This is a genomic window from Noviherbaspirillum agri (assembly GCF_054780595.1).
Genome location: NZ_BAAGWA010000003.1, coordinates 66,983 through 80,367 on the forward strand (window position 1 = coordinate 66,983; position 13,385 = coordinate 80,367).

Below are 13,385 nucleotides of genomic sequence, written 5' to 3' on the forward strand. Positions count from 1 at the left end.
CCTCAGTAAATTTCAGGATTGGGATCCGTCTTTTCCAGCTCGATCGACGCTGCCAGCAAGGCCATGCGTGCGACCACGCCGTACATGTAGAAACGATTCGGCGGCGCGGTGCCGGGCTTCGCCTGCAGGTCAGGTAGCGCATGCTGCTGCGCGAAGGCGAGCGGCACGAAATGCATGCCAGGCGAATTCAGGTTCTCATCGATGCCGCGCTCGGCATGCACGCGATAGAAACCGCCGACCACATAGCGGTCGATCATGTACACCACCGGCTCGGCCACGTTGTCGTTGATCTGCTCGAACGTGTGCACGCCCTCCTGGATGATCACGTCGTTCACTTCTAGGCCTTCCTTCACCACCGCCATCTTGTTGCGCTGCTTGCGGTTAAGGTCCTTCACTTCGCTCGCATCCTTGACCGTCATGATGCCCATACCGTAGGTCCCGGCGTCCGCCTTGACGATGACAAAAGGTTTTTCCTTGATGCCGTATTCCTTGTACTTCTTGCGGATCTTCGTCAGCAGCATATCCACATTCGAGGCAAGACATTCCTCGCCAGTGCGTTCATGGAAGTCGATCTGGCCGCACTTGGCAAAATACGGATTGAGCATCCAGCCGTCGATGTCGATCATCTTCGCGAAGCGCTTGACCACCTCATCATAGGCGGCGAAATGGTTGGTCTTGCGCCGCACTGCCCAGCCGGCATGCAGCGGCGGCAGCAGGTTCTGCTCATGCAGGTTTTCGAGAATGGACGGGATGCCGGACGACAGGTCGTTGTTGAGCAGGACCGTGCACGGGTCGAAATTCTTCAGGCCGACACGGCGACCGTTCGCAATGCGCTCCAGCGGCTCGAGCAGCAACGAGCTGCCGTCGGGCAGGTCGATCTGGGTCGGCTCCTTGATGTCCTCGGACAGCGAGCCGAGCCGCACATTAAGCCCGGTCTGCCGGAAGATCTGCATCAGCCGCGCGACGTTCTGCAGGTAGAAAGTGTTGCGCGTGTGGCGCTCCGGGATCAGCAGCAGGTTCTTGGCATCGGGACAATATTTTTCGATTGCGGCCATCGCGGCCTGCACTGCCAGTGGCAGCATTTCCGGCGACAGGTTGTTGAAGCCGCCGGGGAAGAGATTGGTATCGACGGGCGCAAGCTTGAAACCGGCATTGCGCAGATCCACCGAACAATAGAACGGCGGGGTGTGTTCCTGCCATTCGAGGCGGAACCAGCGTTCGATCGCCGGCGTCGCGGCCAGCATTTTCTTTTCGAGGTCGAGGAGCGGGCCATTCAGGGCCGTGACGAGGTGGGGAACCATATAAACCTTTGCCGTATAAGCATTTTTGCAAGAGGGAGTGCTGCCGATTCTAACGGTATTCGCTGTCGAGCGCCTGCAGATGCTTGTTGAAGAATCGGGTTATCCGGGACCTGTTTCACATTTGACAAGAAGCAGGCCGTGCCATGAGGCATGTATATCCGGGCGGTTCGGCAATTTTAAAGTGCGGCACGAAAAAAAACGGCGCCTCCGCAGAGGCGCCGTCAAAAACCCTCGGGAGACAGCAATCAGGCGTGATAGGCGGACTCACCATGGCTGGTGATATCCAGGCCTTCGCGTTCCTGCTCCTCCGGCACGCGCAGACCGACCACCAGATCCACCAGCTTGTAGGCGACATAGGCCACCACGCCGGACCATACGATCGTCAGCAGCACGCTTTTCAGCTGCACCCACAACTGATGGCCGATGAGGTAATCGGCACCTTGCACGCCGCCCAGGCTGGGCGCCGCGAACACGGCGGTCAGGAGCGCACCGATGATGCCGCCCAGGCCATGGACGCCGAACACATCAAATGCGTCATCCGCACCCAGCATCCTCTTCAGGCCGCCTACACCCCACAGGCAGACGAGGCCAGCGATCAAGCCGATGATGATGGAGCCCATCGGGCCGATGAAGCCGGCCGCTGGCGTCACGGCGACCAAGCCCGCGACCGCACCGGAAGCGGCACCCAGCATCGAGCCCTTGCCCTTGAAGAGAGCTTCACCCGCAATCCACGACAGCGTGGCCGCGCCGGTTGCAAGAATGGTGTTGATGAAGGCCAGGCCGGCGACACCGTTGGCAGCACCGGCGGAACCGGCGTTGAAGCCGAACCAGCCTACCCACAGCAGTGAAGCACCCACCATGGTCAGCGTCAGGCTGTGCGGCGTAAGCGCTTCCCGGCCAAAGCCAATGCGCTTTCCGACCACGTAGGCGCCAACCAGGCCGGCGATACCGGCATTGATGTGCACCACGGTTCCGCCGGCGAAGTCGAGCGCGCCATCCTTGCCCAGCAGTCCGCCGCCCCACACCATATGCGCCATCGGGACGTAGCTGAAGGTGAACCAGACCACGGAGAACAGCAGCACCGCCGAGAACCGGATGCGTTCGGCAAAGGAGCCGACGATCAGTGCGCAGGTGATGGCAGCAAAGGTCGACTGGAAGGCCACGAACACAAACTCAGGGATCGTAGGCAGCGCCCCCGACATCGTATCGGCAGCAATCCCCTTCAGGAACAGCTTGTCAAAACCGCCGAAGAAGCTGCCTTCGCCGGAGAACGTCAGCGAATAGCCGTAGATCGCCCACAGGATCGTGATGAGCGCGAAGATGACGAACACCTGCATCAGCACGGACAGCATGTTCTTCGAACGCGCCAGGCCGCCATAGAAGAGCGCAAGCCCTGGAATGGTCATCAGGATGACCAGCATGGTGGAGGTCAGCATCCAGGCGGTGTCGCCGCTGTCGAGCTTGGGCTCTGCCGCCGGCTCGGGGGCAGCTTCAGGGGCCGATACCGCAGTCGGCGCGGCCGGAGGAGCCTCCGCAGCGGGAGCCGCAGATTCAGCCTGGGCAGTAACGGTAGCAACCGGCGCATCTTCGGCAAGCACCGGCTGCAGGAATCCGACCGAGCAGATGAATGCCGCAGCCGTCAGGAAGCGGGAAAATGGTTTTTTCATGGAAGTCTCCTCAGAGTGCGTCTTTGCCTGTTTCGCCGGTACGGATGCGGATGACCTGCTGCAGGTCGTACACGAAAATCTTGCCGTCGCCGATCTTGCCGGTGCGGGCCGCGCCCTCGATCGCCTCGATCACGCGCTCGACGATCGCGTCGTCCACGGCGGCCTCGATCTTTGTCTTGGGCAGGAAATCGACCACATACTCGGCACCGCGATACAGCTCGGTGTGGCCCTTCTGGCGGCCAAAGCCCTTGACCTCGGTGACGGTAATGCCCTGCACGTCGATCTCCGACAGCGCTTCGCGCACTTCGTCCAACTTGAATGGCTTGATGATTGCAGTAACCAGTTTCATTGCGAACCTCTTATGGATCAGAACGTTTTGGATAGAGAGAGCACCGCCGCTGTCTTGCTGACATCCTTGGACTTGCTGCCGCTGGTGTTGGTATAGGTGTAGCTCGCCTCGTCCGCATTGGAGCCCACGAGCGCCACGCCCAGCGTGGCAAAGCCGAAGTCACGCGACAGGCTGACCTTGTAGTCGGTGTAGCTGTAGTCGCCGTAGTTCTTGAACTTCTGGCGGCCGGCATGAAAACCCAGCACGGTCTTGTCGGCGACCTCGAAGTTCGCATTCAGGTCGAGGTAATAGGAGCCGTCCGCATTCTCGAAACCGAAATAGTCGTCGCTGATCGCATGGCTGTACTTCGCTGAAAACCACTTGTAGGTTGCGCCCACGTACAGTTCAAGCGCATCCGGCTTCACACCGGCAATGCGTGCTCCCGGGTAGTAGTACTTAAGCAGACCGACATCGGCCGTCAGCCTCGGCGCCGGCTCAAACTTGTAGCCACCGTAAAAATCCATTTCGAGGCTGGCGCCATCCGGATACTGGTTGCCGCTGACGTTGGAGTTCCAGTTGCCGACATAAAAACCGCTGCTGTGCGCATAGTCGAAACCGCCTTGTATGGTCGGCTTGCGGAAAGTCTGGGAAATACCGCGGAAGCGGTAGTCGCTCGCTAGCGTCAGGTTGCCGGTAAAGGTATGATCGGACGCAGCCGCTTGCTGTGCGAAAGCAGACGATGAAAAGGCAGCGAACACGGCAGCAGCAAGAATCATTTTTTTCATGGCGTTCCCTTTTATGGTGTTGGGTTGAAAAAATGCGGCGAATTGCATTTTTCCAACTGTTTAGCAGGACTCATGCCACCTTTTTTCGGTGCGTTTGCGTTATCATTTTTGCCATTTCGGCAAGACGCGCACATTCCTTGCGCCCGTTTCCGGTGATGTAGCGCAAGGCACGCACCACACTGAGGCGCATGCGTGCTGCTCGCACCATCAATGTGCGCCGTTCACTCAGGACTATCATGGATCGCAACAACTTCTTTAACGACCTGCAGGCAAAGATCAGCCAGGCACTTGAAAACTCCCCCGCCAAAGACATGGAGAAGAACGTCAAGGCTATGCTGACGCAAGGCTTCTCCCGCCTTGATCTCGTTACCCGCGAAGAATTCGACGTACAGGCACAGGTGCTGGCCAAGACCCGCGCCAAGCTGGAAGCACTCGAAGCCCGCGTCGCCGAACTCGAAGCGCAACTGCGCAAACCCTGATCGATGAGTCTTGCGGTCCTGAAGAGTCGGGCGCTGGCCGGCATGCATGCGCCCGAAGTGACCGTCGAAGTGCATCTCGCAAACGGTCTGCCTTCCTTCACCATCGTTGGTTTGCCGGAAACCGAGGTGAAGGAATCGAAGGACCGTGTACGCGCCGCGTTGCAGAACGCACGATTCGAATTTCCCGCCCGCCGCATCACCGTCAACCTCGCGCCCGCCGACCTGCCGAAGGAGTCCGGGCGTTTTGACTTGCCGATTGCGCTCGGCATCCTCGCTGCCTCCGGGCAGATGCCGGCGGACGATCTCGACCGCTACGAGTTCGCGGGCGAGCTGTCCCTGTCGGGCGAACTGCGCCCGATTCGCGGTGCGCTGGCGATGACTTACGCGATGCACCGTGCCGCGGACGCTTCCGGCAAGCAGCGCGCATTCATCCTGCCGCGTGCCAACGCAGATGAGGCGGCACTCGTCCGCGATGCCGCAATTTTTCCCGCCGATTCGCTGCTGCAGGTTTGTGCGCACTTCGCGGCGACCGACAGCGACGCACGTCTCGCGCGCCATCGTGCGCAAGCCGACGCAGCGCGCCCCGTGTATCCGGATTTTTCAGACGTCAAAGGCCAGGCGCAAGCAAAGCGCGCATTGGAGGTCGCAGCAGCAGGCGGGCACAGTGTGGTGATGGTCGGGCCGCCCGGCACCGGAAAATCGATGCTGGCAGCGCGCTTTCCCGGCATCCTGCCACCGATGACCGACGAGGAAGCACTGGAGTCGGCGGCAGTGCAGTCCTTGAACGGGGGCTTCTCCATCTCGCGCTGGAAGGCGCGCCCATATCGCGCACCGCATCACACCGCCTCCGGTGTGGCACTGGTGGGTGGCGGCGGCACACCCCGCCCGGGAGAGATTTCACTCGCCCATCGTGGTGTCCTGTTCCTCGACGAACTTCCGGAATTCGACCGAAAAGTGCTTGAAGTGTTGCGCGAACCGCTGGAGTCGGGACATATTACGATTTCGCGTGCTGCCCGGCAGGCCGACTTCCCTGCACGCTTTCAGCTCATTGCCGCGATGAACCCGTGTCCTTGCGGATATCTGGGCCACAGTGCCAACAAATGCCGCTGTACGCCGGACATCGTCGCGCGCTATCAGGACAAGATCTCCGGGCCGCTGCTCGACCGTATCGACATGCAGATCCAGGTCGGCGCACTTCCCCAGGAAGAATTGCTGAAACAGGCTAATGGCGAGCCGTCCAGCGCGATTGCCGCACGCGTGGAGCGGGCATTTGATCGGCAGCACAAGCGGCAAGGCAAGGGTAACCATGCACTGTCGACCACGGAAATCGACATACATTGCAAGCCGGATGAGCAAGCGGAACAATTGCTGCGTACGGCAATGACGCGCCTGAACTGGTCAGCACGTGCCTACCATCGTGTATTGAAGGTCGCACGCACCATCGCCGATCTCGCCGATGCGCCGAGCATCGCGCAGCCACATGTTGCCGAAGCAATCCAGTATCGAAGGGCGCTGCGGGAACACTAAAGCCTGTTATGCTGCCTCGATCACCCCGCGCGACAGTTCACTGGCAATCAGGCCAAGCCTGCGCACCGCGTCATCCAGCGCGTCGGTATAGTGCCAGCCGCAGCTGACGCGCATGAAATGGTCAAAGCGGCTCGAGTTGGAAAACATCGCGCCGGGCGCAATCAGGATGCCTTCCCGTATCGCCGCATCAAACACCTGTGTTGCCGGCAGCTTTTCCGGCAACTCGATCCATAGCGTCAAGCCTCCCGCCGGAATGCTGAGGCGCGTCCCCAACGGAAAGTACGTGGCAATCGCCTCCGCCATGCGTTCACGTTGGACGCGCAGGGCTGACCGCAACCGACGCAGATGGCGTTCATAGTCAGGAGAAGCCATGTATTCCGCCGCTGCGATCTGCGGCCATTCTTCGTTGTCACGGGTTTGCGCGTACTTGAGCATCTCCACGCGTACATGCCAGCGTCCGGCGGACATCCAGCCAAGGCGCATGCCGGGCGCGAGGATTTTGTGCAGCGATGCGCAATAAATGACGTTGCCGCTGCGGTCCCATGCCTTGAGTGCAGTAAGCGGTGCCGCGCCGTCAGCCAGTTCGCTGTAGGTGTCGTCCTCGATCAGCGCAATGCCATGCCGTTCGCACAATTGCACCAGCCGCTGTTTGTGCGCATCGGGCATGATGCTGCCCAGCGGGTTTTGCAGGTGCGGCACGACGACCACTGCCTTGATATTGGCATAGGCCTGCAGTGCCAGTTCGAGCGCATCGACCGATATGCCGGTTCCCGATGACGTGGGAATTTCCAGCGCACGCAGGCCGAGGCTTTCCAGGATCTGCAGCAGTCCGTAAAAGGTTGGCGACTCGACGGCAATCGTATCGCCTGGCGCGGCAACGGCACGCAAGGCTAGGTTCAAGGCTTCGATGCAGCCATGCGTGATCGTGACGTCATCGGGAGACACGACCAATCCGCTTGCCATTGCGCGGCGGCTGAGGACGGAACGAAAAGTGGCGTTGCCGCCGGGCGCGCCGGCGCTCACGAGCAGATCCGGCTTGCGCCGTAGCGCACGGATGGCAGCATTCCTGAGCTGTTCGGACGGATACAGGTCGGGTGCGGCACGCGCACCGGACAGGTTGAATTGCACCGGATGCCTGCGACCCTGCGCAATGAACTCGGAGACGCGGGCATGAATGCCGACATACCGGGCGGGATCCGGGCGCAATGCCAGGTTCGGCTCCTCCACCGGCAGGATGTCGAGCCGCTTGGGATGGCGCACGAAATAGCCGGAGCGCGGGCGCGCCTCGAGCCATCCTTCGCTTTCCAGCTGGCGGCATGCCTGCAACGCCGTCGACAGGCTGACATCATGCAAACGCATCATTGCGCGCACAGAGGGCATGCGCTCGCCCTGCGGCAGCATGCCGAGCCGGATCGCTGACAGATAGTGATCCGCCACTTGGCGATAAAGAGGTTGCGTGTCCATGACGCATGTTCCCTTATTCACTGTGCACCGAACAGATATAGATATCAAAAAATCAAACCATAACAGATGGTGCATTCCCATCCTGTTCCGGCCCCGGTTGAGGTGTCTTGTGTCTGTTTTGCCATCTGCCTGACTCCTACCATGAAGACATCTTCATTCATCAAGACGGGAGAGGGAGCATGGAAGAAAAGTACCCAAGCAGGTCAGTGCTGCATCCGGGACAACAACTTCATCTGCATGCCAGCCGCGGCATGATCGTTGTCGCACTGCAGGGCGATGCCTTGATACACTCCCCGGCGACATCCATTGGCGAACAGATTGCCCGGCATGCCATCGTGTTGCAGGAAGGACAGGCACACGTACTTGCAGACAGTGGCTGGATCACAATCCATGCACGAACCAGGGCAGAAATCGCCTGTGTCGACGCCACGCATGAAACCGCTTCCCGGCCGGTACGCTTGCTCCTGGCATTGTTTTCGGCGTTGCGCCCTCAACGGACCGGATCAGGCGTGCTGCCCGATTCCTGAATCGCCGCGACACGGATTCCGGGATGGCTTTATGATTGCCGGTTGCCGATGTCGTGACCGCACCCATGTTCCACCATCCTTCCGAATTCGTGACTTTCAAAGCCACGCCGCACCTGCCGGGCGTGGAGCTGTATTCGGCGCGACTGGTCGATCATGCCTTTGCGCCGCATGTGCACGACGGGTACTCGCTGGGCGCAATCGAAGCCGGGGTGGAGCGCTTTCGCTACCAGGGTACAGAACACCTGGCTTCTGCCGGAACGCTGGTATTGCTGAATCCGGACGAGCTGCACACCGGGCAGGCGGAAGTCGACACCGGCTGGACTTACCAGATGCTCTACATCGAACCGGACACCTTGCACGAGCTGACAGGCAGCGAAGCGTTCTTTGCCGAGGCGACCGTGCATGACCCGAAGCTCGCCAACGCATTCCGGCAGACCTTCCGTGCCATGTGGCATGCGCCGGACGATATCGGTTTCCTGTCGGGGTTCACGCACCTGGTCGATACCATCGTCGCGCGCTACGGCAGCAATGCGCAGCGCCCGGCGCCGATCCGCGATGCGCGCCGCATGGCCTCGATGCAGCGCGTGCTCGACTGCATCGAGGCCAACCTGGACCAACCGCTTAACATCGAGATCCTGGCCGCAGAAGCGGGCCTGTCCGTATTCCACTTCGTGCGCACGTTTTCTGCAACATTCCACGCCACGCCGCACCAGTTTCTGCAGGCCCGCCGCGCCGCACGTGCGAAGGCGTTACTCGCGCAACGCGCCGCGCCGTCCGATGCGGCCGCAGCAGCCGGCCTCACGGACCAAAGCCATCTGAACCGATGGTTCAAGCGCGCCTATGGCGTGACGCCGGCGCAATACCAACAGCAAATCGGTACAAGACCGGACAGCGGCAAGCGCGGATAATCGGTTCGCATTGCCATTGTGCGATTCCTCTTGCGAGTCCAGTTGTTATGTTGACCGGTTTTCTGTGCGCGCTCGGCGCCGGATTGATGTGGGGACTGGTGTTTGTTGCGCCCCTGATGCTTCCCGACTATCCGGGCCTGGTGCTGTCGTTCGGCCGTTATATCGGCTTCGGCCTGATCGCGCTCGTCCCGGCCTTTCTTGACCGTCGGCGCATCGCTGCGCTGACGCGGGCGGACTGGGTCGCTGCGCTGAAACTGTCCCTGGTCGGCAATATTCTGTATTACGCCGCGCTTGCAACAGGTATCCAGCTCGCCGATGCTCCGCTCCCGGCTATGCTGATCGGCACCTTGCCGGTGATTATTTCCGTTTTCTCGAACTGGTCACCCGGCCACCCGTCCGAAGCCGTAGCGTGGAAGCGCCTTGCCCCGTCACTGCTGATCATCCTGACCGGCTTGCTTCTCGTGAATGCGGGCGAACTGGCTCGTCTGGACGGCAAGCGCAGCATTTCGGATTACGCGCTGGGGTGCTTCATCACACTCGGCGCGCTGGCGGCCTGGACCTGGTATCCGATCATGAACGCGCGGCACCTCAAGCAGCATCCCCGCATCGGTTCGTCGACATGGTCGACAGTCCAGGGGCTCGCGACATTGCCGCTGGCGCTCGCCGGGCTCGCCGGTTATGGCATTTATGTTGCGGCAAGCGGAAACGGATACGACTTCCCGCTCGGGCCGCGCCCGCTGCCATTCGTCGGCCTGATGCTCACGCTTGGACTGTGCGCGTCGTGGCTCGGGACCATGCTCTGGAACAAGGCCAGCCAGCATCTTCCCACGTCACTGGCCGGACAGCTGATCGTGTTCGAGACCTTGTCGGCACTGCTGTATGCCTTCATCTGGCGCGGCGCAGCGCCCACGCTATCGGTGCTTGCAGGCATCGCCCTGCTTTGCTTCGGTGTCATGCTCGGCATGCGCGCCTTTCACCACGCACGCAACCGGGCAGCTACACCCCTTGCCGGTTCTCAATAACAACGCGCTACATCGGCGCACAGCATGCATCGCCTGTTACCATCTTGGCCATGCTCAGGTTCTCCCTTTCTCCCTTGTTGGCGTCCGCCTGCCTCGCGGGCGCCTTGCTGCTCAGCGCGTGCAGCCCGAAATACGATTGGCGCGAAGTGCGAGGCAGCGACGCGCCATATGTCGTTGTCCTTCCGGCCAAGCCTGTTTCTCACACACGCAACATTAATCTCGACGGCGTTCAGGTGAATATGACCATGACCGCGGCGGAGGTAAATGGCGTGACATTTGCGGTCGGCGTTGTTGAACTTCCCGATGCAATGCAGGCGCAGAAAGCGGTGCTATCCATGAAGACGGCGCTGGTCAGGAACATCGGGGGAACGATCAGGCAGGAAAAGTCATCGACATTAAACGGTGTGCCGGTGGCCGAAGTCGACGCCAGTGGCCCTGCCGCGCGTAGTACGGACCAGCCAAGGCGGATGCTCGCGCGTTTCATTGCACAAGGCAGCCATGCATACCAGCTCATCGTCGTCGGCAGCGAGAATGCGGTCGAACAGGATGCGGCTGACGTGTTCTTTACTTCTTTCAGGCTCAAGTAGAAATCCCGCAGCGTTCCCTTTGGCAAGCAAGAGGGGAAGCGCGACCACTTTGACGCCTTCCTTGGAATCGACATGGCCTGTAGCAAACCTGCAAAGTCATGCTATGGTTAAAGACATACTGGACTGCGGAGGATCCCATGTTGGTCACATTCAAATCAAAGGCGGCGGCCGAGGTAATGATGTACGAAGAGCACGCCAAGCGCATACTGGATTTGCTGGGCAAGGACGTCAAACGCGGAATCATTACGTCGGCGGAAACGCCGAATGCCGTGGCCAAGCTGGAAGCGGAGATTGCGGAAAGCCGTTTGCATCCGACATCGGAGGAAGTACGCCGTGATGTGCTCGCCCATCATGGTGACGAGGGCGACGACAACGAGCATGAGCCGGTCGAGTTTGTCAGTTTTGCAACGCGCGCTTATCCATTGCTCGAAATGCTGCGTGCAGCGCAACACAACAAGCAGGACGTGATGTGGGGTGTGTAGTCATGCCCTTGCACGATATTCAGTAACGGTTCGTTCAAGCCAGCCATCGGCGCACAGCGAGCCCGGACGGTAGCAACGCGGGTTTGTCGAAACGGCCCGGATCGCCGCCGACCCGAGCGAACATCAATAAAAGTGCCGGCGAGCGGCTACAATGTCGCCTTTCCCCGACGGCACCACGTGCTGATGCCCGCCCGCCATGAATTTCATCGGCATCTCCGATTTCAGTCTGTTTGTAGCATCAGTCCTGTTGCTGAATGCCACACCCGGCCCCGATACTGCCTATATCGTCGGCCGCAGCATTGCGCAGGGCCGTTCCGCCGGAATCGTATCAGCGCTCGGCATCTCGGCCGGCTGCTGCATGCATGCACTGGCCTCTGCGCTCGGACTGGGCGCCGTCCTGGCCGCATCCGCCAACGCCTTCATGCTGATCAAGCTGGCGGGTGGTGTGTATCTTGTCTACCTCGGTATGCGGATGATGCAGACCCAGCCGGGAAGAACAGGGATGGGCGATGTGCGAGACGTCCGCTCGCTTCGGACGATTTTTTGGCAGGCCACGCTGACCAATGTACTCAATCCGAAGGTCATCCTGTTTTTCCTTGCCTTCATTCCACAATTCGTCCGCGCTGACGCACCAAACAAGACCTTGGCCTTTCTACTGCTCGGCCTTGCATTTTCGATCATCAGCCTCGGATGGAACAGCGGCACAGCACTTCTCTCCGGAACACTGGCGCGCCACGCCGGGCGGAATCCGCAGATGCGGCTTTGGCTTGAACGCGTAGTAGGCGCCGCCTTCATCGGACTCGGCGCGAAGCTCGCCTTTACCAGGAACTGATTTCTCTTATATGGCTCTCCTCTAACTTGCCGGCTGATGAAACTGCATTTGAAAACCGATTCTCTCGCCTTCAGCCTGTTGGGCGCTGCCCGGGCAACGGCCCAGGTCAAGGACGGGACTGCCTTGCCCCAGGCACTGTCGGCCGTGTTCGCACAAATGAACGCTCCGGCACAGGCCCGTGGCGCGATGCAGGACATCGCCTACCGTGCCATGCGACAGCTTGGCCGGACGCAGGTACTGCTCGGCATGCTGGCCAACAAGCCGCCGTCCCCAGCCGAATTGCACGGCCTTCTGTGCTGTGCGCTATCGCTTCTGGTGGATGCTGACGACAACCCCTATGACGGCTTTACTGTCGTTGACCAGGCAGTCACCGCAGCGGATGCCAATCCTCGCACTGCCCCTGCCAAAGGCATGGTCAATGCAGTGCTGCGCCGATTCTTGCGCGAGCGTGATGCGCTGTTGCAGCAGGCACTCAAACAGCCGACGGCCTGCTGGAATTATCCGGTCTGGTGGATAGATGCCTTGAGGGCGGCTTATCCGCAGGATTGGCAGCAGATTCTGCAAGCCGGAAATGCCTTGCCGCCCCTGACCTTGCGCATCAATCAGCGCAAGACTTCAAGAGAAAGCTATCTGCGCATCCTCGCGGACGCAGGCATCGCTGCGACGGCAGTCGGTCCTGTTGCTGTGCGCCTGGAACGTGCAGTCCCGGTGTCCCAGATACCTGGTTTTGAAGCGGGCTTGGTGTCGGTGCAGGATGCAGCAGCACAGCTTGCCGCCCCCTTGCTGGATTTGCAGGATGGAATGCGCGTGCTGGATGCATGTGCTGCGCCCGGGGGGAAAACGGGACATATCCTTGAGACATCGCAGGTCAACCTGCTCGCCCTCGACAGCGACCCGAAGCGCCTGGCGCGTATTGACGAAAACCTGCAAAGGTTGCAACTTCAGGCAACACTGAAAGCCGGGGATGCTAGCCGGCGCGACTGGTGGGACGGACAAGCCTTCGACCGCATTCTTGCGGACGTGCCGTGCACCGCGTCCGGTATCGTCCGGCGGCATCCCGATATCCGCTGGCTGCGTCGCAAGGGAGATGCAGCGCAGCTTGCAACACTTTCTGCCCGAATTCTGGACAACCTGTGGCAGATGCTGTGCCCGGATGGTAAATTGCTATTTGTGACTTGTTCACTTTGGCCGCAAGAGTCGGAATCCCAAGCCGCCGCTTTTGCCGAGCGACACAATGCCGTCCGCTTGCCCGCGCCCGGTCAGTTGTTGCCTACCGCAAGCATCGAGCGAGACCATGATGGCTTGTTTTATGCGCTGTTTCAAAAGAAGGCGGCTTGATCGTTAACATCCTCGTCAGAAACTCGTCTCCAGCTGGAAGGGCGCATGAATACAATAATCACAGGGCGTACTGACCTTCGTTCACGGCATTACCACACGATTTCTTCCCCGGCCACATTGCGGCCGGTATTACAGGAT

The 13,385-nt window shown here is 60.3% G+C and carries 14 protein-coding genes; 9 read left to right on the forward strand and 5 right to left on the reverse strand.

What is annotated here, in order from left to right:
• Window positions 1-2 precede the first annotated feature (2 nt).
• From gshA to ACYVIA_RS05910, 4 genes are all read right to left on the reverse strand, one after another.
• Window positions 3-1,301, reverse strand: a complete 1,299-nt coding sequence (gene gshA / locus ACYVIA_RS05895; protein ID WP_460838876.1) for a glutamate--cysteine ligase — start codon at window positions 1,299-1,301, stop codon at window positions 3-5.
• Window positions 1,302-1,546: 245 nt separating this feature from the next.
• On the reverse strand, window positions 1,547-2,968 hold the full coding sequence (gene amt, locus ACYVIA_RS05900) for an ammonium transporter (protein ID WP_460838877.1): 1,422 nt from the start codon (window positions 2,966-2,968) through the stop codon (window positions 1,547-1,549).
• Between the two features lie 10 nt (window positions 2,969-2,978).
• A complete protein-coding gene (locus tag ACYVIA_RS05905; protein ID WP_460838879.1) occupies window positions 2,979-3,317 on the reverse strand; it encodes a P-II family nitrogen regulator in 339 nt (112 codons plus the stop codon).
• Between the two features lie 17 nt (window positions 3,318-3,334).
• Complete coding sequence (locus ACYVIA_RS05910) at window positions 3,335-4,081, reverse strand: TorF family putative porin (protein WP_460838881.1); 747 nt, start codon at window positions 4,079-4,081, stop codon at window positions 3,335-3,337.
• A 236-nt stretch (window positions 4,082-4,317) separates the two neighbouring features.
• Here ACYVIA_RS05910 and ACYVIA_RS05915 point away from each other — a divergent pair, with 236 nt between their 5' ends.
• The gene (locus ACYVIA_RS05915; protein ID WP_460838883.1) at window positions 4,318-4,560 is read left to right on the forward strand and encodes an accessory factor UbiK family protein; all 243 of its coding nucleotides are present in this window, start codon (window positions 4,318-4,320) and stop codon (window positions 4,558-4,560) included.
• Between the two features lie 3 nt (window positions 4,561-4,563).
• The gene (locus tag ACYVIA_RS05920; protein ID WP_460838886.1) at window positions 4,564-6,087 is read left to right on the forward strand and encodes a YifB family Mg chelatase-like AAA ATPase; all 1,524 of its coding nucleotides are present in this window, start codon (window positions 4,564-4,566) and stop codon (window positions 6,085-6,087) included.
• 6 nt (window positions 6,088-6,093) lie between these two features.
• Here the strand turns inward: ACYVIA_RS05920 and ACYVIA_RS05925 are convergent, their stop codons facing one another.
• Window positions 6,094-7,551 (reverse strand): aminotransferase-like domain-containing protein, encoded by a 1,458-nt coding sequence (locus tag ACYVIA_RS05925; RefSeq protein WP_460838888.1) that lies wholly within the window; start codon window positions 7,549-7,551, stop codon window positions 6,094-6,096.
• Window positions 7,552-7,730: 179 nt separating this feature from the next.
• Here ACYVIA_RS05925 and ACYVIA_RS05930 point away from each other — a divergent pair, with 179 nt between their 5' ends.
• The 7 genes from ACYVIA_RS05930 to rsmB all read left to right on the forward strand — a co-directional run bounded on the left by ACYVIA_RS05930 (window position 7,731) and on the right by rsmB (window position 13,247).
• Window positions 7,731-8,078, forward strand: coding sequence for a hypothetical protein (locus ACYVIA_RS05930; RefSeq protein ID WP_460838890.1), 348 nt, complete (start codon window positions 7,731-7,733; stop codon window positions 8,076-8,078).
• A gap of 53 nt (window positions 8,079-8,131) precedes the next feature.
• Window positions 8,132-8,986, forward strand: coding sequence for an AraC family transcriptional regulator (locus ACYVIA_RS05935; RefSeq protein WP_460838891.1), 855 nt, complete (start codon window positions 8,132-8,134; stop codon window positions 8,984-8,986).
• A 47-nt stretch (window positions 8,987-9,033) separates the two neighbouring features.
• A complete protein-coding gene (locus ACYVIA_RS05940) occupies window positions 9,034-10,008 on the forward strand; it encodes a DMT family transporter (protein ID WP_460838893.1) in 975 nt (324 codons plus the stop codon).
• A gap of 50 nt (window positions 10,009-10,058) precedes the next feature.
• Window positions 10,059-10,595, forward strand: a complete 537-nt coding sequence (locus ACYVIA_RS05945; RefSeq protein WP_460838896.1) for a hypothetical protein — start codon at window positions 10,059-10,061, stop codon at window positions 10,593-10,595.
• Window positions 10,596-10,732: 137 nt separating this feature from the next.
• Window positions 10,733-11,077 (forward strand): DUF1840 domain-containing protein, encoded by a 345-nt coding sequence (locus tag ACYVIA_RS05950; protein ID WP_460838898.1) that lies wholly within the window; start codon window positions 10,733-10,735, stop codon window positions 11,075-11,077.
• Window positions 11,078-11,273: 196 nt separating this feature from the next.
• Window positions 11,274-11,909 (forward strand): LysE family translocator, encoded by a 636-nt coding sequence (locus ACYVIA_RS05955; protein WP_460838900.1) that lies wholly within the window; start codon window positions 11,274-11,276, stop codon window positions 11,907-11,909.
• 36 nt (window positions 11,910-11,945) lie between these two features.
• Window positions 11,946-13,247 (forward strand): 16S rRNA (cytosine(967)-C(5))-methyltransferase RsmB, encoded by a 1,302-nt coding sequence (gene rsmB, locus ACYVIA_RS05960; protein ID WP_460838903.1) that lies wholly within the window; start codon window positions 11,946-11,948, stop codon window positions 13,245-13,247.
• Window positions 13,248-13,385: the final 138 nt, after the last annotated feature.